Source organism: Mesorhizobium sp. M0276, from assembly GCF_040321755.1.
In the GTDB taxonomy this organism is placed as follows: domain Bacteria; phylum Pseudomonadota; class Alphaproteobacteria; order Rhizobiales; family Rhizobiaceae; genus Mesorhizobium.
The window spans coordinates 1-19,199 of record NZ_JAMYSC010000046.1 but is presented as its reverse complement, the minus strand read 5'-3'; the positions used below and the strand labels follow the sequence as shown (position 1 = coordinate 19,199).

The window sequence follows — 19,199 nt, the reverse complement described above, 5'->3', positions numbered from 1 at the left end:
CATACCGTCTCTGCAGTTTTAAGCGAGCCTTTTATGCGGCCAGCTTCAGGGCTGCCCTCAGCAGCATGCCGAAAAGGTCGCGTGGCTCGTCGGGATCGGCCAGCAGATCGAGCTCCTCGTAGAGGCCGGTCGCTTGCAACTGGTCGCGCACATAGCGCAGGGCCGAAAAATCCTCGATGGCGAAGCCGACGGAATCGAACAGCGTGATCTGCTTGGCGTCTCTCCGGCCTTGCACCTTGCCGGCGATTACTTGCCAGAGTTCGGTCACCGGATGGTCGAGATCCAGCTGCTGGATCTCGCCCTCGATGCGTGTCTGCGGCGGGAACTCGACGAAAATGTCGGAGCGCAGCAGGATGTCCTTGTGGAGTTCGGTCTTGCCGGGGCAATCGCCGCCGACGGCGTTGATGTGGACGCCGGAGCCGACCATGTTGTCGGTGAGGATGGTGGCGCACTGTTTGTCGGCGGTGACGGTCGTGATGATCCGGGCCCCTTCAACCGCTTCCTGCCCGGATGCGCAGATGGTGATGTCAAATCCCATGCCAGCCAGGTTCTTCGCGCATTTCCGCGAGGCGGATCGATCGATGTCGTAGAGCCTGAGCCTGTCGATGCCGGTCAGCGCCTTGAAGGCGATCGCCTGGAATTCCGATTGGGCCCCATTGCCGATGATGGCCATGGTGCGCGCGCCGCCCGGCGCCAGATACTTGGCCGCGACAGCGGATGTGGCGGCGGTACGCAGCGCCGTCAGTATGGTCATCTCGGTGAGCAGCATCGGGTAGCCGCTACCGACATCGGCGAGCACGCCGAAGGCAGTCACCGTCTGCAAACCCTGGCGCATGTTCTTGGGATGGCCGTTGACATATTTGAAGCCATAGAGCCGCCCATCGCTTGTAGGCATCAGTTCGATGACCCCGTCATGGCTGTGCGATGCGATGCGAGGCGTTTTGTCGAAAAGTTCCCAGCGACGGAAGTCTTGCTCGATGTAGCCGGCGAGCTCGGTCAGGAAGCGCTCGACGCCGATGGCGTTCACCAGCTTCATCATCCGGTCGACGCTGACGAAGGGGACGATGTTCAACTTTGCCGTGGCCATGATCAAAAGCTCCCGGAATGGCTGCGGGTGGGGCGGTCCATGATGCGGCGGCCCATCAGGCTCGCCGTCAGGTCGACCATCAGCGTCGCAGTTCGGCCACGCTCGTCCAGAAAGGGATTCAACTCGACCAGGTCGAGGCTGGAGACGAGGCCGCTGTCGGACAGCATCTCCATCACCAGATGCGCCTCGCGGAAAGTCGCGCCGCCGGGAACCGTGGTGCCGACAGCCGGCGCAATGGACGGGTCGAGGAAGTCAACGTCGAGGCTGACATGCAGCAGCCCGTCCTCTGCAGATACCCGCGCCAGAAAGGCGCGCAGCAGCGGCGCGATGCCATGCTCGTCGATGGCGCGCATGTCGTGCACGGTCACGCCCGCCTGGTTGAGCGCGTGACGCTCGGCCGGGTCGACACTGCGCAGGCCCATGGTGCAGATGCGCTTGGGATCGACCGCAGCCGGCAGATCCGGAAAATAGCCGCTAAAACCTGGCTGGCCGCTGGCGTAAGCGAGCGGAACGCCGTGCAGATTGCCGCTGGCGGTGGTGTCGAGCGTGTGGAAGTCCGGATGCGCGTCGAGCCACAGCACGAACAGCGGGCGTCCGGCTTCGGCAGCGCGGCGGGCGATGCCAGACACGGTCCCGGCGGATATCGAATGGTCGCCGCCGAGAAAGATCGGCATGGCATTCTCGCTCGCGGCGTAGGCGGCGTGAGCAATCGCGGATGTCCAGGCTGATATCTCGGGCAAGGCCTTCAGCGCCAAATTGCCATGCACGACGCGCCTCGCCGGAATTGCCTGGACGGCCCCCATATCCTCGACAGCGTGGCCGAGGCCGGACAGCACTTCAGCAAGTCCGGCCGTCCTGAGCGCACTTGGCCCCATCTCACATCCCATCCTGCCAGCGCCATCCTGCACTGGCGCCCCGACGATTCTGCAACGCATTCTCTTGTTTTCCCGCTGACCAAGTTCGAATGACCCGCGAGGAGATCATGGCGAGCCGGCGATATGAACAGGCAGAATTGGCAATTCGAAAAGCATTGTTTATCGTAATAGCAGCGAAATTGGCCAAAATGGTAATCCCGATGGATGCGCTGGACGAACGGCTCGTGACCTTGCTTCGGCATGATGCGCGGCGCAGCGTGTCTGACCTCGCCGTCGACCTCGGCGTCTCGCGCGCCACAGTCAGGGCACGGATGGAGCGGCTGGAGCGATCCGGCGACATCATCGGCTACACGGTGGTGCTGCGCGCCGACGCCGTTGATCAGCGCATCCGAGGTATCATGCTGATTGAGATTGAGGGCCACGCCGCTGACCGCGTGGTCCGGGCGCTGGGCGGCTTCCCTGAAGTCTCGACCATCCACACCACCAATGGCCGCTGGGACCTGGTGGTCGAGCTCGGGACCGCATCACTGACCGATTTCGATGCGGTGCTGCGGCGCATCCGGCTCATAGCCGGCATAACGGGCAGCGAAACTAGTCTGCTCCTGGCGACGCCGCGCACGACCCGGGCACGACTAACTTAAAATCCGATCAAGGCCGACTGTGCGGGCGAGTGAGATGCAAACCAGCGCTTCTAACGATGCAGAGCTTCTCGGCCGGCCAGTTTCTGTTCGCCGTGAGCCCGACCGAAATAGGGTAGGATGATAGCCGCTCACAGCTAGCCAACCTCACAGATCAACGCAAGTTCATCGCCGACAACTCCGCCACGCTGATGCGGGTTGGTGACGCTGGCATTCCTAAGACCATTGCTGGATCTTACAATGCCCAGCGATCCGGCGGCCGTATTCGATCTCGCCTCTCACTAGGCTGCCCTCGCAACTCGGATCGTGTGCAGGGTTTCCGCTTGATATGCGAATATCGACGCAACATCTTCCAATCCTTGTGCCCCGTGACCAAAGCGACTTGTTCTATCGTGAAGAACCTTTTGACACTCACATCTATGCGGCGCGCGCTGCCAACAGCGCGTGGAGAGCCTCCGGCTTCAGATGGGTGTAGCGCTTCAACATTTTCCAGTCCTTGTGCCCAGTTACCAGCGCAACTTGTTCGATCGTGAATCCGGCCTCGAAAAGCCGACTCGTTCCTTCGTGCCGCAAATCATGAAAATGTAGGTCGTGGATGCTCAGGTCAGTGCATCCCCGACGGAAGGCGGTGCCGACTGACCTATGATTGAATGGGAAAATTCGATCATCGTCGTTGCTACGCTTTGCCCGCTGCTCCTCGACAATGGCCCATGCATCGTATCCAGTTGCCGCGAATAGCGGTATGCGCTGATTGTTGCCGTTCTTGTTCCGAGGGTCTTTCCGATCACGGATAAGAAGCATCCGCGTGCGAGATTCCAGGTCGGACCAACGCACCTTGCAGATCTCCTCCTGGCGCATCGCGGTTGCGACGGCGAAACGTATGATCTGGCTAAGCGGAGCAATTTGACGAGGGTTTGCATCGAAGTGACCGATGAGCCTGTCGAGTTCATCCTGCGTCGGCCGTCTGTCGCGCTGGTGGCCTTTCCCAATGAGGCCAAGTCTCTTGAGGGCGATACGCGCGAGATCGACTGGTTCGACCTTGACGGGCAGGCCGTGAACTGCAGCGGCATGAGCCAGAATGAGTTTTATAGAGCCGATGTCGATACCGAGAGTTATCGGTCCGGCGCCTTGGTCGGCCCGGTCCCGACCAAAACGAATGAGCCGTTCGCGATCCAGGGCTACTATTTTGCACTTCCCCAGATGTCTTCGGAGCATATCGAGGGCTGCGGCCTTGGAGCGGCGAGGGGACTTGCCTACATCGCACATGTCGTCGATATGAAGGTCGATGAGTTCGCCGAAGGTTTTCAGGCGCGCTATACGGGACTTTGTCGGCGTCTCACCGCGATCGACTTGGCGCTCGGTTTCGGTTGCCCAGCGTCGTGCGTCCTCAGAAAGGTCTCGCTGGCGTAGCGACCTTTGCGACGGACTTGCACACGCCAGGAGCCGGACGAGAGTTTTGTGTAGTGGCCATTTTTTCGTGTGCGCTCCGTGTGCACTGAAAGATCGAAACGTGGCGAAAAGGGTCGTATTCTGGCGTAAAGCGGCGTGGCCGCGCTTGCGTCTACCAAATTGATGTTAAAGAAAAAATGCTGAAAAATCAAGACCATAGCCTGGCTATTGCACCCATGCTGGATGGGGCGGAATAGTAATAAAATCGGATAGTTACGAGATGTTGCGTGCAAAAATCGCACACGTTCTGCTTCCCTTCTTTTTTCGTTCCCCCGACGGAGCCGCCGATAGCCCTTTTCGGACGCTCTTCTGCCGACGATATTGACCGCGCCAACGCGGATGTCCGCCGAGATATCCGTGACCTTCATTGTCCGCCGCCGCGTTCGGTTTGCCTAGGGTTCTTGGTTCTTGGAAGCTCTTCGAACTTTCTGTCTTACTGCCGAATTGCGCGTGCTTATGAAAGAGATTGGGACGCCCGGTCACGCTGTGGGACAAACGTGATCATCGGAAACGTTCGCTCGCCATCGGGGGTTCGAGTCGGGAGACCGCTTCACCGCGAGACCCACTGCGGCAGGTCTGCCTCTGAGTGGCAAATTGAAAGGAACGCCGACTTTTATCCACCCTGCCGTCGCGTGGTGGCACGGAAAGCCGGCTCCACGAATATCCAGCGTACTTGTCGGGCCTATCGGTGTCCGTTCAACGGCGCAGACTACGCACCTCCGCGGCGAATGTGCAGTCGATACACGCATTGCGGGCAACTACCTAGGGATAGTCGTCACGGCGCGTCCACACCACGGGGGGAGTCGGAGGCCCGCCACCCCGTGATAGCCCGGGTGGCGGGGCAAGCCGCTAGGTCCGGTCTCAGCAGTCCGCTTCCAACCACAGCCGAAACCCAAACTGAGACCCTACCGCCGGGGGCATGACTGGACGGCGAAATACCGCTCCTTGGTCCGGGCTGCCGCAAGGATCGCTGCCGATAGCTTCGCGAGGCGAGACCGGTGATGGTTGGCTCCTATGAAACAGCCGGGAAGCCACTTTCGTGGAAGCACTTTGGACTGTGCTGAGACGTATCCGCGCGCAAGGGTAGCTTCTTTGAGCAGCTCCACGGAACTAAAAGGTTTTGCCGCAGTTTTGCCTGTCAATGGAGGAAACCATGAACAGACAAAACAAGGAACGAGAATCCGCGACCAAAACACCTGATGAGGACATTGCAAACAAGGACATTGGGGCAACCGTGAGCGACGCGTTCTCGAAAGCCTCCGACATGGCTCAACAAGCAGTTGATACGGCCAAGGAGGCGGCCTCGGATAGTGCGTCAACAGTTACCAACCAGGTGAAGGAAATGCTCGACCGTCAGGTCGGCAGCAGTGCCGAGGTGATGGGCCAGCTCGCGAGTTCGACGAAACGCGCAGCCGAGGACCTCGACGAAAGCGCGCCCTTAGTCGCCGGTGTGGTTCGTACGTTTGCGAACAGGATCGATGGTTACGCAGACGATCTGCGGGACCAGTCGGTCGATCAGCTGGTCCGCGCCGCCTCCGATTTGACCAAGCGCCAGCCCGGATTGGTTTTTGGGCTTGCTGCCCTTGCGGGGTTTTTGACATTTCGGACGCTGAAGAGCGCGCCGCCGGCGTCGTCACGCTCCAATGAGTCCGTGCGCGGGCGCAACCGGCAAGCAGCGAGCGAATTTAATGGCACATGATCAGCTCAAGAATTCCACGCTCCCACGAGCACTATCCGACGCCGCGGCGGATCTGGCCGACCTCGTGCAAAAGGAGCTGCGGCTGGCCCGGGCGGAGCTGTCTGAAAACGTTTTTGCCAAGCTTCGGGCCGGCATTTGGATGTCCGCTGCCGGGGTGCTTGGGCTGATCGCTGCATTGCTGACAGTGCAAGCCGTCGTCTTCTGGATAGCTAGCTTTGGGATCGTAATGCACTGGTCCTGCCTGATCGTTGCCGGCGTCGTGGCCGCAGCTGGAGCACTCGCCTACTACAAGGGCCGCATGGATGCGCAAAAGGAGATGACGCCCACGCGCTCAATCCATCAGATCAAACAGGATATATCGATAACCAAGGAGCATCTAACATGAGCCGCGAAGCGCATATGCCCAACATCGGAACGGCGGAATGGCTCATCGGAGCCGCCAAAAACAATCCGGAAGGCCTTCTTCTCGTTGCAGCCGGCTGCGCGCTGTTGATGCGCCGCAGGGGGGCATGGGCCAGCGGCGGCTTTGATCACGCTGATGAAACCCGCGGAAGTAAGGGCCAGCGAAGCGTTCACCCAACGTCCTCGAACACCGCCGGCCAGGGGCGCCGGTCGAAAAGCACGGAGGACGCTTCGGAGACGGCAGACAATGCACGGGAGCATGCCTCGGACCTCGGCGGCAAGGTCGCGGCCACGGCCAGCGCTTACACTTCGTTCGCGTCGGAATACGTCGACGAGGCGCGACGCAACGTCACTGAGACATCGGAGCGGGTCGCGCGACGGGCCCAATCAACTTTCCAAGAGACGGTGAACCGCGTAGTCGAAGAGCAGCCACTGACGCTGGCGCTGCTCGGCCTCGCCACAGGGGCAGCTGTCGCTGCAGCCATCCGCCCCACGGATTTTGAAAAGCGGACACTCGGCCCAGCTGGAGAGCAGTTGACGGACAGCGCCGAGAAAGTCGGCGAACGGTTGAAGGAGTCGACGGTGAAGGCGCGCGAAAGGCTCAGGACCGCTGCCGAGGAGCGCGGCCTTAATGCTGATGGCCTCAAGGATGTCGTGAGCGAAGTGGCTGGCGAGTTCGGCAGCACCTTGTCGGGCGAACAGCAAGCCGGGTCGGCTGAGTCGCCGTCCGCGACCTCGGGCATATCGCGCGGCCAATCGGCCCCGGGTAGCATGGGCCGGTCGACAGATAAATCGGCCAATTCGGATCAGTCACAACGGCCGGGTGCTTCCCGGTCCGGCAAATCCGGCCAGTCCAGCGGAAAGCGAGGCTCGTGATGGGCGAGGCAAATCTCCGCCAACTCGAACACGACGTTGAGGCAGCCCGCGCAAGGCTCGCGGAAGATTTGTCGACGCTGCGCTCGCCAAATACGGTGTCCGAGTTTACCGACGAACTGAAGCAAGAGGCGCTCGAGGCCAAGGATGCGCTGGTCGCGAAAGCAAGATCGACCGCGCAGTCGACGGCGCTGGAGATCATCGACGATCTCAAGGCAAAGGCTGCCACGAATCCTGGCGCCGCATTGGTAATTGGGGCTGGTCTCGCGTGGCGGTTCCTTCACCGTCCGCCAATCGCGACCGCGTTGATCGGAGCAGGACTATTCAGCCTGTTGCGTACGCCTTCAATTCAGCCGGGCTTGGACGGGCAGGTCGATCCTCTCGCTTTCGCCAGAGAGCGCTTGAAGGAGCAATCCGTCGAGCTGGCAGAGAAGGTCGGCGAAATGAGCGCCAAGACGGCCGAAACAGTGAAGGAACATGCGGAGGAAGCGGCTGGCGCCGTAAAAGAGAAGGTGCGGAATTTGGGCGCCAAGACGCCGAATCTGGTCGACGAATTGCGGCAGGCCGGCAGCGAGGCCGCCGAGGGGGCAGCCGCTGCGGCCGGTCAAGCGTCATCTGCTGTCCAGGGCGCACTGAGCGATCAGGAGACGCGAGACAAGCTGCTTCTTGGTGCCGCGGGTTTAGCCATCGCGGCTGCGGTAGGTATTGCGTATCAGCGACGGCTTGAGGAGCACGCGGCGGTCGACTAGGCGAGAATTCGGCGCCGGAACTCCAGAACTACGGAAGAGCAGCCTGGACGACAGTGTCCCGGCTGTCGGGAGCGGGTCGCCTTTCTCGTGCTAACCAACCCGGCCATCACCGCTTGGCGCTGTCGCTGTCGGCGGCCGCCCGCGTCAGGAACGTCTGGGTTGTTTGGCCAAGACGGCTTTTCAGCCACTCCGCCATTGCCTCCTCTTCGCGGAGGTTCTGCTCGCAGGCCTGCACGATTTCGGTCTCGCCCTCGGCGTTGGCCGCCGCGATTAGGATTGTATAGGAGGCGATTTCCATGTGCTCGAAAGTGTAGCTGGCGAGGGAGCCCTTCATCACCTCATCGCCGGCGAACACGCCGCTGATGGATTGGGCGAGCGCCATGAGCTTGCCGCCCGCGTCCTTCACGGTGGACGATCCTTCATCGATACGGTCGAGGCAGGTCTTCAGCCGGGAAGCCTGTTGCCTTGTTTCTTCGAGATGAAGGCGGATGCGCTCCCTCAGCTCCGGATAGGTCTCGATGCGGCTCAACTGTCCAGACAGCATCGTCTCCGCCTGCTCTTCCATGGCGTGGGCATCTCTCAGCCACTGGATCATCCATTCGCGCGATTCAGACATCAGAGGTCTCCTTGTTTGGTGGCATCCAAACCACGAGCGACGAGGATTGTTCCGGCCGCAGGATGGATCGCACGAACAGGCTCAAGAGTGACCACTCGGGTTGATGTGCTCCGGTTTCGCTAAATGTCGGATGAGCGCTGGGATGGAAAATAAGTCTAGGAACGCTTGCGGCCATTTCGGCGAAACTCCTCGGCCGATGGAACCGAGGACGAACTTGGTGTAACGCCCTCGGCGCCGGCTGCTATAGGCCGCCGTCCTCCATGCTTTCCACAACAGCCTGATTTGCGGCCCTGCATTCCAGCCGTGCCGCATGATCTCCATCGCAGCCTCGTCATAGCCCCTAAGCGCCCGATCCCTGAATGCGATACCTGGCGCAACAACGAGACGGTCGTAGCTGAGCTTCGAACCGTTGTTCAGCGCAACGGTTTTCGCCGCCGGGTCAATCGCTTCAGCGGACTCATGAATGACAGGCCGGTCAACTGAGACACCACCGGGCGATCACAGCCCGGTTGTGATCCCCGAATGCCGCCTGTTGGATGCCTCGTGGTTCAATCGCTAATCTTCGTCGTACGGCATATGCTAATCAATTGCCCATATTGCCATAGCAGCGGCGTGGCATTCTTGGCACCCACCGGCCGGCTTGAGGCAGAACGAGGCCCGCCCTTGCGCGCTGCCGTAACGCGTGGATCTCGTTGGCAAGCACCTGCAGCCTCTCCGCGCTTGTTTGGGCAGCGTATATCAAGGCTGGCCCTGCGGCGGTCGGCCGCATGCTCGCTCTTCGGTTGAACACCGCGGCACCGCCTCCTCGTCGACCTGCTTTGCACGAGCGTCACCGCCATAAGCCGCAACGCCTTGCCGACGTTGACGATTTTCTGTGCTCCTGAACCCGCCGAGGCACGGATCTGGCGTAGGGTCAGATTTCTCACCCACGTGACTAAGATTCGAGAATATAAAGTTGTCAAAATTTACTTTGGCACCCGCTCCATGCTTACTTCCGACAACTCAAGGCGCGGCACACCATAGCCTCGGAGGGGCCTCTATACTGGCGGCTTTATCCCAGTCGCTCCCGAAAGCCGTCGTTCCGGTACCGGCCTCATTGCGGCCGCTCGTGATGATTCCGCCATTGCACAAAACCGGACGTTGGTTCAGTTGCGGCATACCGCGGAGCCAGAGCCAAAACTGTGCTACCTCATCGCCTGCCATCCACAAGCCGACGATCTGCTGCCTTGCGCCTACAGACCCATGCCGCTCAAGGCGATGACCTGAGAACAGCGGCTACACGAACATTTCAGCCGACCCGTTGGAGGTCGCGGTTGCGCCTCGAGCAGTCGTCGTTTCGACGGTGGCACCCCAGGGGGTTAACGCCTTACCGCCGCACCCATGCCGCGGTCGTATCGACGGTTGAGCCTGCTTTGTATCTCGGCCCCATGATATGCAGACCCCATGGTGAGCACTGTAGCAAGTTTTCAGAATCTATGGTCGGCTATGGCGTTCGCTTCACCGGACAGCCCGGCTGCGGCCAATCCTCGCCATTCTTCGCTTGCGGTCTGCAAGGGGCTTGGCCTCAGAGCTGCTCGGTCACGGCCGCCAATCGTACGGTTTGGTGGACGTACTGAGCGGAGCCGTCGACGACGCGACGGCGTCCTTCTCGATCAATTGGCCCGGATCGTATGTCTGGACCATGACCACGGCCCCGGCGGCCGCCTACGACTACAAGACCGGGGCAGCGTGCGCGACAGGCACCCACCAAGCTATCTGCAGCGGTTCAACCTGGACCGCGACAATCGACGCGAACTGCAACGTCTCGGCCACCAGCGTGACTCCGCTGGAGTGCTGGCGTAATGTCGATTCGACGGGCTCGGTCACGGTTCGCTGCACCAACTCGACCCCCTACACAGTCGGGCTGAGCGCGGGAGCCGGTTCCGGCGCCACGGTCGCCAACCGAAAGATGACGAGCGGCACCAAGCCTGTGAGCTATTCGCTATACAGCGACGTTGGCATGACGACGGTTTGGGGAACACAATCGGTACCGACTGGCAGCGGCACCGGCACCGGGATGGACCAGGCATATACGGTCTATGCCCGCGCGCCCGCGCAGATAACACCCGCGCCTGGGACATACACCGATACCGTTGTAGTGCGCAGCATCAAAATTCGCGACTCAAATAACCCGAGCCGCGCAGTCCGAACCGCCACTGCGCGTCGACAGCCTTGGAAATGCCGATCCTGCGGCCAGTCAAGATGGCGCTGGGTTCGAGCGGCGCCATGAACTCGAATGGCGGCTCGTCCAATGGCAGCCCATCATGCGATTTGTCGATTGCCAGCGCCTGGCAAAGGCGCCCCGGCCCCGAACAAAGCAGCCGGGGATCGTCAACGCCGCGATTGGCGCGCATCGCATCCAGCCCAGATCGCGGTTCGATGGCGCGGACAAGCACGGCACTGCCGGGCAGGCACACGGCATTCAGGCACCAATGCAGGCCGTAGGAGCGATAGACGTACGCGCTGCCTGGCGCGCCGAACATCGCGCCATTGCGCACGGTCCTGCCACGGAAGGCGTGCGAAGCCGGATCATCGGCGCGATAGGCCTCGGTCTCGACGACGATGCCGCCAACGCCGTGCAAATACAGCGTGGCGCCGATCATATCGCGTGCGACGATGACGGCGTCTCGGGCAAAGAATTGGTGATGCATGGTCAATGGGCATCGCATGTCCGCGCCTGAACCCGGGCGACGTCAGGTTTCTGGACCAGGAACAAAAATGTCCAGCCACTGCTGAGTCGCGAAGCTCGATCGATGGGTTCAACGCAGCATTGCTGCACCGATGAAGACTATAACGGCCAGCGCCACGATCGCGGCAATCACCAGGACCGGCCATATCTGCGTGGCTGGATGTGGGGCTGGCCGTTCAGCGGGCGCATCGCGTTGGCATAGCCCGCCTCGTTGGTAAACTTCGGCGTGTCACGCGGCGGAGCCGGGGCTCTCACCGGAGCGTTGCCGGCGGATTCAGCGTCAGTCTCCACGGGGGCGGTAGCCGGGTCGAAGCCGGGGGTCTTGTCGCCTTCGCGCCCGGCGTCGATATCTCCCCTTGCCTGTGCCGGGCTTCGCTGAAGAGGTGCTGCGTCGGTCATTGTCGGAAGTCCTTTCAAAGCATTGCTGTCAACCCATCTAACCTGATTGCCGTTTCAAAGTTCCGGCGTGCGGAAACCGGCCAAGCCTCCTTCCAGGAACAACCGGCGATCGAGCGGGTTGGGCTGCCGGCGATAATTCGCAGCTGAGATCTGGGAGAGCGAACGATGGACTTGGTGGGTCGTGCGCCGACATGGGCGGTAGCAACAGCGTCAAGGCAGGTCGAGAGTGGTCACGCCTGCACAGATCGCACATGGCGGCCACTAGTGGCCCGCGGCACAGCAGCCGCATTATCCGTCGCCACCTCATTCCCGGCTTCATGTCGCACCTGATCGCGACTGCGACGATTTCCATACCCGGCATGATCTCGGCGAGACGGCGCTGAGCTTCCTCGGGCTCGGCCTGCGGCCACTTTCACGGCAGGAAAGTTCACATCATGGCGAGCTCAACGCGAAAGCGAGCTCGCCAGATTGCAGGTGTTGTCCTGAGTGCTTCTTCTGAAACAAGACCCTGATGTCCAGATTGTCCCAGTGTCCGCCGTAGAGAAATGCGGCAATACCGGTGATCCGCCGGCAGACGCGGATGTGCATTTTCACGGGCACGATCCCGAGGAAGCGCTACACGCAGATCCGGCAGGCGGTGCGCGGTCGCACAAGCAAAAATCTAATCGCACCTCGAAATGCATTGGACCCAAGGCGGCTGAACCGGACCGCCCGCCAATTTCTATCGCTCGTCATCGTTGCTGAGATGCATAGGCGTTATCTGCTGGCGGGCTTCTCTGGTCACCTCGTCGGCTCCAGCGGGTGTGAGCCCTCGCAACGCCCTTGCGGCTTGGATCAGGTGAGCGCGATCATTGCCGAAGCTCTTGATCAGCTGGCGCACCTGGTCGGCCGTTACGCCATTCTGCTGGGCAAAATACCGGAGTTCGGTCTCGTCCTCCGCGTAAAGCTGGTCGCGATCATGCAAGTCTCGCTTGCTTTTGTCGTTAGGCATCTGGTCCTCCTGGTGGAGCTTCGCATCAGTGGGAACGTAGGCAAGGGGCTTTCGTTGCGAAGGTCAGGCCAAATCGCGAAATGCGTTAGGCGAGAAAATTTCGAACGCTTGCCGATAGCTCGAAAGGAACTGGGGCGAGGGCCCTCTTTTCGTGTTGGCGAAGCTTCTCTGGTGGAGTTGGTCACGACCGGCCTTGCCTTTGTCAGCCTGCGCCGTCGTGCTGGGGTGCTGACAGCTGGACTTCTGAAAAATACCCGCATTTTGGACAGGCACGCCGGCCCGGTGAGCCTTGGCTAGGTACTCTTTAGGAGCGCCAAGATGTGCTGATCCTAAAGGAACAGATGAGCCTTTCGGGAGTTGGCATCGAGGAGCCTGATATCAAAAGGGCCACACGCGGCCGGTTTCGTTCGCAGGAACGACTTCAGGTTCCAGGATGTCAAATCGCAACGTGTAAAGATGAAGATAGCCCAGATTGCGCCCCTCACCGAATCCGTTCCACCCCGGCTATACGGTGGGACCGAGCGGATAGTTTCATACCTGACCGAAGAGCTTATCAAACAAGGTCACCACGTGACCTTGTTTGCCAGCGGTGATTCACGCACTGCGGCTGAACTGGTGCCATGTTGCGACGTTGCATTGCGTTTCAATCCCAATGTGCAGAACCATATCCCCCACCATATCCTGATGCTCGAACGCGTACGTGAACGAGCCAATGAATTCGACGTGCTGCATTTCCACGTCGATGTCCTTCATTTTCCGATTATCCGAGATTTTGCCCGGCAGACCGTAACGACTCTCCATGGCCGGCTTGACTTGGCCGATCTGGCCGACCTCTATACAGCCTTCAGTCAAATTCCCTTGGTCTCGATCTCCTTGGATCAGCGACGGCCTATGCCTTCGGTCAATTGGGTCGGAATGGTCCATCACGGGCTTCCTCGCGATGTTCTCCCTTTCCGCGCCAAAGGCTCCGGCTATCTCGCGTTTCTCGGCCGCATCTCGCCGGAAAAGGGACCACAAACTGCAATAGAGATCGCGGTTCGCGCCGGGATGCCGCTGAAGATTGCTGCCAAGGTCGACAAGGTGGATAAATCATTTTGGGAGGAGAGCGTTGAACCCTTGGTGCTTGGAAATTCGAACGTAGAGTTTCTCGGCGAGATCAACGAAGCGCAAAAAGCGGAGTTTCTAGGGAATGCGACAGCGCTTCTGTTTCCGATAGACTGGCCGGAACCCTTTGGACTGGTGACCATCGAGGCAATGGCCTGTGGTACTCCCGTGATCGCTTTCAACCGCGGCGCTGTTCCAGAGGTCATCGACAATGGCGTCTCTGGATCGATAGTAAACGGTCTTGACGAAGCTGTGGACGCAACCCGACGCATAGGTGCACTCGATCGTGCACGGGTGCGGCAGACTTTTGAACAGCGGTTCTCGGTCGAGCGGATGTGTGGCGAATACGTCGAGATATATCGGTCGCTGATGGAGGGCAAACGAGAACGTTTGGCCCATCAGGCAGAGGCGTAGAGCACATACCGATGTGGCCATCTTTATCTAACCGGGGTCCTGAACTCCTCCCGTACTCGGGTCAAAGTTATGCCCCAACTATTTGCCAATAATTCCGTTGAGGCTTCTCTGCGGTCCAAACCGCGAGCATGCGAGTTGGATAATGAGGCATTGTTGACTCGGCTGCTTCGCCAGCGGCACCAGCCGGAATAGATACGCGCCTAAACCACCTGGTCTCACCAGCAGGAGGGGTGATATGAAAACGGAAGTCGAAGAACACAAGCTTGATCCAGCGCTCGCGATCCCGCCACTCGACGAATCCGCACCACGCGAGCCGCAGCGGCAGTTCGCACTGAAGCATGAGGACTGCTTCATCGTTGCCGACGGCTATGGTGACATACGAGGCACTGGCGACGGCCTCTTCCGAGATGACACGCGTGTGCTGTCGCGCTTCCGGCTGTGGATCGGCGGCCGTATACCCTCGTTGCTTGGCGTTTCCTTGTCCCAAGACAACATCCTGTTCACGGCCAATCTGACCAATCTCGCCGCGCTCGGGCCAGACGGCGGTGAAGCTCCCGCGAGCGCCATCCACATCGATCGGACCCGTTTCATCTGGCAGGACCGTATGTTCGAGCGCATCACGTTTACCAACTACTCCGCCCGCGAGATCTCGTTGCCGGTCCAGCTGGACTTCGACGCGGACTTCCGGGATATGTTCGAGGTGCGCGGCACCACGCGGAGCCGTCGCGGTCGCGCCCATGACGCGCTGATCGGTGAGTCAAGTGTCACGTTTAAGTATGAAGGACTCGACAATGTGGCGCGTCAGTCGGTTATCGCGTTTTCCATAAAACCCGATCGGCTCCATCCAAATCACGCCGAGTTCCTCATTCTGGTGCCGAGCCGTGACCACAGGATACTGTATTTGGAGGTCGGCCACGGCGAAGAGGTCCCGTCCAGTGATCGGTTTCGTGCAGCCGCTGCGCGAGCTCGATTTGCGATGCGGTCGAAGCGCCGCCAAGGCGCGACCGTTTTCAGTTCCGGCCGCGTTTTCAACGATTGGCTGACCCGCACGCGTGCCGACATCGCGCTGCTGACGACCGACCTCGAGACGGGACCGTATCCCTATGCTGGCATTCCGTGGTTTTCAACGGCATTTGGTCGCGACGGAGTCATCTCCGCTTTGCAGATGCTCTGGCTCAATCCCGCGCTTGCCCGTGGCGTGCTAGCGTTTCTCGCCCGCTATCAATCGACCGAGACTTCCGTCTTCGGAGACGCGGAGCCAGGAAAGATCATGCACGAAACGCGCAAGGGCGAGATGGCCGTGCTTCGCGAGCTGCCGTTCGGTCGATACTATGGTGGCGTCGACACGACTCCGCTCTATGTCTATCTCGCTTCGGCCTACGCCGATAGGACCGGAGATGAGGAGTTTGTCGATAAGATCTGGGATTCACTGGCAGCTGCCACTGCATGGATGGAAGACGTCGGAGCCCGCAACGGGGAGGGGTTCGTAACGTACCGCAGGGCGGCAGACACCGGCCTCTTCAACCAAGGATGGAAGGATAGCGCCGATGCAATCTTCCATGCCGACGGCACAATTCCCAAGGGACCGGTCGCTTTGGTCGAAGTGCAGGGTTACGTCTTCGCAGCATACAAGGGCATGGCGGCATTGGCGGCCAAACGCGGCGACGATGACAAGGCGGCGCACTGGACGGCTATGGCAGAGAGGGTTCGCAAGGCGGTGGAGACGCATTTCTGGATGCCGGACCGCGACTTTTATGCTTTGGCCATCGATGGCGACGGCAGCCAATGCGCAGTTCGCGCATCCAATGCCGGTCACCTGCTTTATGTCGGGTTGCCGTCAGCGGAAAGGGCGCAGGCCATGGCGACGCAGCTCCTGTCGGGGCATTTTCACAGCGGCTGGGGCGTTCGTACGCTGGCCGCCGACGAGATCCCCTTCAATCCGATGTCTTACCACAACGGCTCGATATGGCCCCACGACACGGCGATTTGCGCCTCTGGCCTTGCCCGTTATCAGGAGCGCGACAGCGTGGTGAAGCTGATGAGCAGCATGTTCGAGGCGGCTGTCCGCTTCAATATGCGGCTGCCGGAGCTGTTTTGCGGCTTCACCCGTGCCGCCAGCGATGCGCCGGTGGCCTATCCGGTTGCCTGCCTGCCGCAGGCGTGGTCGGCCGGCTCTGCCTTTATGATCCTACAGGCCTGTCTAGGCATTCGTATTGACGGCTGGAAGCGCGAAATCAGCGTAGAATTTCCGCGCCTGCCAATAGGCATCGACAATATCGTGATCCGACATCTGGCGGTCGGCCAAGCGAGAGTCGACCTGACGTTCCAGCGCATCGGCGACCGCATCGTCTGCTATCTCGACCAGAACCATGAAGGGCTCGTTCCATTGCTGGTGCGTTCCTAGCAGCTGAACGACGCCGCCAGCAAATTTCAGCACCGTGCGGTCGATATCCGCCTGCTCGAGTTCGGACTGACATTGATCGGCTTCGTGACCTTGCTTCCACCCGTGGTATGCGCACGCAAGGGCGGAAAGCTGTACCTCTGCGGGTGTTCGGTCAGTCTAGCGATCGCGGTCCGCCAGGCTTGGTCCGCTGAAGGTTCAGTCACCTATCGCTTCCCAACTGCTGTGCGATCTGGGGTTTCAATTGGCCGGAAAATTGGAACCACACAGGTGCGTAACGGCGCGTCGGCCATCGCTCTTTTGTTGTTTGCGAACGCAACATTAGCGACCCAGCTTCTCGTGGCCTACCGCGGGCTGGACGGCCACGGGCCCGATATCTGGCGGCCGTTCTATGTTGCTCAAGGAGATGTCGCTACGAGAACTGCATTTGGCTTTTCCCGCCCTCACCTTCGACCTGATGGAGAGCGCGAGCCGGCCGACAGGCGTCCGTGGCTGGCCACCGGATGACCACCGCCAAGCCCGCAGAAAGCGCTTAGCCGACGTTCTCTCCTGAATGGTCGAAGTGTATCACTAGGCCGGCGGCAACAGCGCGCTCGGCGATCATGTTCACGAGATGGCCATCACAAACCGAAGGTGACGGAACAACCTCCTTCAGGGCTCTAAGGGCAAGCTGCGTCGACAAAAGACCCTGCCGTTTGCGAGTACAGATGTATTGGTCAATCAACGATTCGAGTGGCATGAAGGAAATCCTCCGGGTCGGATGGAGGTCCATAACCCGGCGGCGGATCGGGTGCATTTACATTAGTTAAGGCGATGCTAATTGTTCGGCGCGGATCGGAAAGCACTCCATCTCCGACCCAGCACTCAACCACGCAAGGATTGATGCGGGTTCGGAGGAAGAACCCCACCGCGGCCTGCCAGTCGGAGCACGGAAGGAGTAACGCATGACCAAAGCCTCGCCCTGTTTCGACCGAAAACCTTGGCCCAACGGGTGACCCTCCATGAGCCCTGTGCCCCGAAAAGGACGGCCGAATTTTTATCTCGCGTACGGAAGCGCCTTTCAGGGCCCCATCGGGGTTGCCTTGATGGAGTCGCGGACGATTGGTAGCCGGTTGCTGAAGATATTGCCGGCGCAAACGGTGAGTTTCGCTAGGGTCGACGACGCTTGGCTTTGATGGCAGCAAGATTGACCGGACGAAAATTCCAGCTGTCGACGCCGACGTCGTACTGGCGCGTCATCGGCTTCAAGCGGCCGTGCGAATGGCCGTGCAGATTTATAGATCGCTTGCCGATCTGGTTCCAGGTGCGAAAGGGATAGTGGCAAAGCACAAAAAGGCAGCCGTCAACAGTGAGCTCTTTATAGTGGCTCACACTTGCCCAAGCTGCGGCAGCAATGGTGGCTGCGCCATCGTTGTTGCCTACGATCAGGTGCTTGCGGCCGTTGAGGGAAGACAGTAGGGAAGACACGGTCGCGGGCGAATGCTTTGCAAAGTCGCCGAGGTGCCAGACCTCATCATGCGGGCCAACGGTTTCGTTCCAAAGAGCAGCCAACGCCAGGTCATGCGCTGCTAACGAACTGAAGGGACGGCGGTCGAGCCGCAGAATGCGCGGATCGCCAAAATGTGTGTCGGAGGTGAAGAAGATCATGCTCGACGATCGTTTCGAATAGCGATTGCACCTCTATCTGCGACCGCCGAAGCGCCCTTTGATTTCCCCGTTCATCCTGATGCGAGCATCCCTGAGCATCTTGAGTGCCTCGTGTTTGGTGAGGCCGCACCTGCGCGCGAAAAAGCTCGCTTCAATCGCCCTTTCACGATCTGCCTGGGACGCGGTGCGTTGCTTGATCTTCTTGCCCATCGATCTCTCTATCGTCCGCCGACAAGATGGACGGATCGGGTTCCCGTGTTGTTTCCGCACGCGCTCTCGCGCCGAAAAACGCGGTGGCGCAAGGATAGCATTCAGCGGGCTGAGTATCCTCGTAAAGCCAGCTAACAAGTCCACAGCTTGGCACCCTGCCGTACAGATAGCGATCCAAGCCCGCGCCGTTGGAGTGTGCGGCGCGGGCGATCGGGATTTCCGATCTGCAGCTGGGAGGATCGCTGCCTTGCTCCAACTATGGGCCGGGCATTTTGTTCCGGGCATGTTTGTTCGCCCGTCAACACATTGGTACCCGAAAGGATGGCTTTTGGGAGAATTCATCCAACGCAAAGTGATGCTGTTCGCGTGCTCATCACGCCTCCACACGCGTTGTCCTGCTGGCCAGCAGCCGACCGTTCTTGTGAATACCTACATCGTTACTCATTCTTCGGGAGAAGGGGTTGTCGCAGTTGTCCTCCCAATGCGAGCGGGACACCAGGAAAGTCTCATTCCATCGATTTGACCTGGAGACAGATGCTGAGCCGCAGAAGCTTTTCACCATTTTCGTCCCGAACCTCGACGAACAGTTGCTGTCCGTCGATATCCCGCAATTCGTCTTTCGCCAGGTCTTTCAGGCCCTCAATGCCCGCGCGGCGCGCTCCTTCTATTCCCGTGCATTCAACGCCTATCTCGTCCTCGAAGACAGAGTTGCTGTCGCCACTGTCAAAGAAGTATTTTGCCATAAGAGAGCTGCCGTCACTATAAAGCTTCGGGGTTCCTTTGGTGCAGATAGGTCGGATCGAAGTCTCCTGCGCGAACAAGATTTGGCCAATCCAGAGCATGTACCGTTGGGCCTGAGGTGGCGATGAGGCCCTTCCGTCGCAGTTCCTGAAGCATTCTGTTCACGTGGACCGTGG

At 60.0% G+C, this 19,199-nt stretch carries 19 protein-coding genes and 2 pseudogenes; 11 read left to right on the top strand and 10 right to left on the bottom strand.

Annotated features, from left to right (window positions below):
• Positions 1–31 precede the first annotated feature (31 nt).
• Positions 32–1,087 carry an ornithine cyclodeaminase gene (gene ocd / locus NKJ01_RS27820; RefSeq protein ID WP_352732934.1) on the bottom strand — a complete coding sequence of 352 codons (1,056 nt, stop codon included), beginning with the start codon at positions 1,085–1,087 and terminating at the stop codon, positions 32–34.
• A gap of 2 nt (positions 1,088–1,089) precedes the next feature.
• A complete protein-coding gene (gene rocF, locus NKJ01_RS27815; protein ID WP_031261242.1) occupies positions 1,090–2,022 on the bottom strand; it encodes an arginase in 933 nt (310 codons plus the stop codon).
• A gap of 140 nt (positions 2,023–2,162) precedes the next feature.
• Between rocF and NKJ01_RS27810 the strand changes: the two genes are divergently transcribed.
• Complete coding sequence (locus NKJ01_RS27810) at positions 2,163–2,603, top strand: Lrp/AsnC family transcriptional regulator (RefSeq protein ID WP_031261243.1); 441 nt, start codon at positions 2,163–2,165, stop codon at positions 2,601–2,603.
• Positions 2,604–3,017: 414 nt separating this feature from the next.
• Here NKJ01_RS27810 and NKJ01_RS27805 read toward each other — a convergent pair whose 3' ends face one another.
• A complete protein-coding gene (locus tag NKJ01_RS27805; protein WP_352732968.1) occupies positions 3,018–3,503 on the bottom strand; it encodes a site-specific integrase in 486 nt (161 codons plus the stop codon).
• A 21-nt stretch (positions 3,504–3,524) separates the two neighbouring features.
• Here NKJ01_RS27805 and NKJ01_RS27800 point away from each other — a divergent pair, with 21 nt between their 5' ends.
• Positions 3,525–4,010, top strand: a complete 486-nt coding sequence (locus tag NKJ01_RS27800; RefSeq protein WP_352732976.1) for a hypothetical protein — start codon at positions 3,525–3,527, stop codon at positions 4,008–4,010.
• Here NKJ01_RS27800 and NKJ01_RS27795 read toward each other — a convergent pair.
• Complete coding sequence (locus NKJ01_RS27795) at positions 3,914–4,417, bottom strand: hypothetical protein (RefSeq protein WP_352732932.1); 504 nt, start codon at positions 4,415–4,417, stop codon at positions 3,914–3,916. The genes NKJ01_RS27800 and NKJ01_RS27795 overlap by 97 nt on opposite strands.
• Positions 4,418–5,202: 785 nt before the next feature.
• Between NKJ01_RS27795 and NKJ01_RS27790 the strand changes: the two genes are divergently transcribed.
• The 4 genes from NKJ01_RS27790 to NKJ01_RS27775 are packed head-to-tail and all read left to right on the top strand — an operon-like array spanning position 5,203 to position 7,772.
• The gene (locus NKJ01_RS27790; RefSeq protein WP_352732929.1) at positions 5,203–5,748 is read left to right on the top strand and encodes a hypothetical protein; all 546 of its coding nucleotides are present in this window, start codon (positions 5,203–5,205) and stop codon (positions 5,746–5,748) included.
• Positions 5,738–6,133 carry a phage holin family protein gene (locus NKJ01_RS27785; RefSeq protein ID WP_352486197.1) on the top strand — a complete coding sequence of 132 codons (396 nt, stop codon included), beginning with the start codon at positions 5,738–5,740 and terminating at the stop codon, positions 6,131–6,133. Before NKJ01_RS27790 ends, NKJ01_RS27785 begins: the two co-directional genes overlap by 11 nt.
• Complete coding sequence (locus NKJ01_RS27780) at positions 6,130–7,026, top strand: hypothetical protein (protein ID WP_023761997.1); 897 nt, start codon at positions 6,130–6,132, stop codon at positions 7,024–7,026. The genes NKJ01_RS27785 and NKJ01_RS27780 overlap by 4 nt, the downstream gene beginning before the upstream one ends.
• Positions 7,026–7,772, top strand: a complete 747-nt coding sequence (locus tag NKJ01_RS27775) for a hypothetical protein (RefSeq protein WP_023761996.1) — start codon at positions 7,026–7,028, stop codon at positions 7,770–7,772. The genes NKJ01_RS27780 and NKJ01_RS27775 overlap by 1 nt, the downstream gene beginning before the upstream one ends.
• A 106-nt stretch (positions 7,773–7,878) precedes the next feature.
• Here NKJ01_RS27775 and NKJ01_RS27770 read toward each other — a convergent pair whose 3' ends face one another.
• Complete coding sequence (locus NKJ01_RS27770; RefSeq protein ID WP_352486297.1) at positions 7,879–8,388, bottom strand: ferritin-like domain-containing protein; 510 nt, start codon at positions 8,386–8,388, stop codon at positions 7,879–7,881.
• Positions 8,389–10,069: 1,681 nt separating this feature from the next.
• On the opposite strand from NKJ01_RS27770, the pseudogene NKJ01_RS27765 reads away from it, so the two are divergent.
• Positions 10,070–10,516, top strand: a pseudogene (locus NKJ01_RS27765) (Csu type fimbrial protein); the annotation flags it as partial.
• Between the two features lie 19 nt (positions 10,517–10,535).
• Here the strand turns inward: NKJ01_RS27765 and NKJ01_RS27760 are convergent.
• Together NKJ01_RS27760 and NKJ01_RS27755 are read right to left on the bottom strand one after the other, a co-directional pair.
• Positions 10,536–11,078 (bottom strand): DNA-3-methyladenine glycosylase, encoded by a 543-nt coding sequence (locus NKJ01_RS27760; protein ID WP_352732924.1) that lies wholly within the window; start codon positions 11,076–11,078, stop codon positions 10,536–10,538.
• A 167-nt stretch (positions 11,079–11,245) separates the two neighbouring features.
• Positions 11,246–11,515, bottom strand: coding sequence for a hypothetical protein (locus NKJ01_RS27755; RefSeq protein WP_023761993.1), 270 nt, complete (start codon positions 11,513–11,515; stop codon positions 11,246–11,248).
• Between the two features lie 278 nt (positions 11,516–11,793).
• Between NKJ01_RS27755 and NKJ01_RS27750 the strand changes: the two are divergent.
• The 4 genes and pseudogenes from NKJ01_RS27750 to NKJ01_RS27735 all read left to right on the top strand — a co-directional run.
• A pseudogene (locus tag NKJ01_RS27750) lies at positions 11,794–11,924 on the top strand (ABC transporter permease); the annotation flags it as partial.
• 171 nt (positions 11,925–12,095) lie between these two features.
• Positions 12,096–12,803, top strand: a complete 708-nt coding sequence (locus tag NKJ01_RS36530; RefSeq protein WP_502905921.1) for a hypothetical protein — start codon at positions 12,096–12,098, stop codon at positions 12,801–12,803.
• A 159-nt stretch (positions 12,804–12,962) separates the two neighbouring features.
• On the top strand, positions 12,963–14,024 hold the full coding sequence (locus tag NKJ01_RS27740) for a glycosyltransferase family 4 protein (protein WP_352732919.1): 1,062 nt from the start codon (positions 12,963–12,965) through the stop codon (positions 14,022–14,024).
• A 235-nt stretch (positions 14,025–14,259) separates the two neighbouring features.
• Entirely contained in the window at positions 14,260–16,428 is a 2,169-nt protein-coding gene (locus tag NKJ01_RS27735) for an amylo-alpha-1,6-glucosidase (protein ID WP_352732916.1), read from the top strand.
• Positions 16,429–17,574: 1,146 nt separating this feature from the next.
• Here NKJ01_RS27735 and NKJ01_RS27730 read toward each other — a convergent pair.
• The 3 genes from NKJ01_RS27730 to NKJ01_RS27720 all read right to left on the bottom strand — a co-directional run bounded on the left by NKJ01_RS27730 (position 17,575) and on the right by NKJ01_RS27720 (position 19,025).
• On the bottom strand, positions 17,575–18,072 hold the full coding sequence (locus NKJ01_RS27730; RefSeq protein WP_023761986.1) for a metallophosphoesterase family protein: 498 nt from the start codon (positions 18,070–18,072) through the stop codon (positions 17,575–17,577).
• 33 nt (positions 18,073–18,105) lie between these two features.
• Positions 18,106–18,282 carry a hypothetical protein gene (locus tag NKJ01_RS27725; protein ID WP_023761985.1) on the bottom strand — a complete coding sequence of 59 codons (177 nt, stop codon included), beginning with the start codon at positions 18,280–18,282 and terminating at the stop codon, positions 18,106–18,108.
• A 506-nt stretch (positions 18,283–18,788) separates the two neighbouring features.
• On the bottom strand, positions 18,789–19,025 hold the full coding sequence (locus tag NKJ01_RS27720; RefSeq protein ID WP_031260977.1) for a DUF6894 family protein: 237 nt from the start codon (positions 19,023–19,025) through the stop codon (positions 18,789–18,791).
• Positions 19,026–19,199: the final 174 nt, after the last annotated feature.

Bases quoted from the DNA above. Each gene is read 5' to 3' on its own strand.
- ocd (WP_352732934.1), bottom strand. From the start codon at position 1,087: ATGGCCACGGCAAAGTTGAACATCGTCCCCTTCGTCAGCGTCGACCGG.
- rocF (WP_031261242.1), bottom strand. From the start codon at position 2,022: ATGCGTTGCAGAATCGTCGGGGCGCCAGTGCAGGATGGCGCTGGCAGG.
- NKJ01_RS27810 (WP_031261243.1), top strand. From the start codon at position 2,163: ATGGATGCGCTGGACGAACGGCTCGTGACCTTGCTTCGGCATGATGCG.
- NKJ01_RS27795 (WP_352732932.1), bottom strand. From the start codon at position 4,417: ATGAAGGTCACGGATATCTCGGCGGACATCCGCGTTGGCGCGGTCAAT.
- NKJ01_RS27790 (WP_352732929.1), top strand. From the start codon at position 5,203: ATGAACAGACAAAACAAGGAACGAGAATCCGCGACCAAAACACCTGAT.
- NKJ01_RS27785 (WP_352486197.1), top strand. From the start codon at position 5,738: ATGGCACATGATCAGCTCAAGAATTCCACGCTCCCACGAGCACTATCC.
- NKJ01_RS27780 (WP_023761997.1), top strand. From the start codon at position 6,130: ATGAGCCGCGAAGCGCATATGCCCAACATCGGAACGGCGGAATGGCTC.
- NKJ01_RS27775 (WP_023761996.1), top strand. From the start codon at position 7,026: ATGGGCGAGGCAAATCTCCGCCAACTCGAACACGACGTTGAGGCAGCC.
- NKJ01_RS27770 (WP_352486297.1), bottom strand. From the start codon at position 8,388: ATGTCTGAATCGCGCGAATGGATGATCCAGTGGCTGAGAGATGCCCAC.
- NKJ01_RS27760 (WP_352732924.1), bottom strand. From the start codon at position 11,078: ATGCATCACCAATTCTTTGCCCGAGACGCCGTCATCGTCGCACGCGAT.
- NKJ01_RS27755 (WP_023761993.1), bottom strand. From the start codon at position 11,515: ATGACCGACGCAGCACCTCTTCAGCGAAGCCCGGCACAGGCAAGGGGA.
- NKJ01_RS36530 (WP_502905921.1), top strand. From the start codon at position 12,096: ATGTGCATTTTCACGGGCACGATCCCGAGGAAGCGCTACACGCAGATC.
- NKJ01_RS27740 (WP_352732919.1), top strand. From the start codon at position 12,963: ATGAAGATAGCCCAGATTGCGCCCCTCACCGAATCCGTTCCACCCCGG.
- NKJ01_RS27735 (WP_352732916.1), top strand. From the start codon at position 14,260: ATGAAAACGGAAGTCGAAGAACACAAGCTTGATCCAGCGCTCGCGATC.
- NKJ01_RS27730 (WP_023761986.1), bottom strand. From the start codon at position 18,072: ATGATCTTCTTCACCTCCGACACACATTTTGGCGATCCGCGCATTCTG.
- NKJ01_RS27725 (WP_023761985.1), bottom strand. From the start codon at position 18,282: ATGGGCAAGAAGATCAAGCAACGCACCGCGTCCCAGGCAGATCGTGAA.
- NKJ01_RS27720 (WP_031260977.1), bottom strand. From the start codon at position 19,025: ATGGCAAAATACTTCTTTGACAGTGGCGACAGCAACTCTGTCTTCGAG.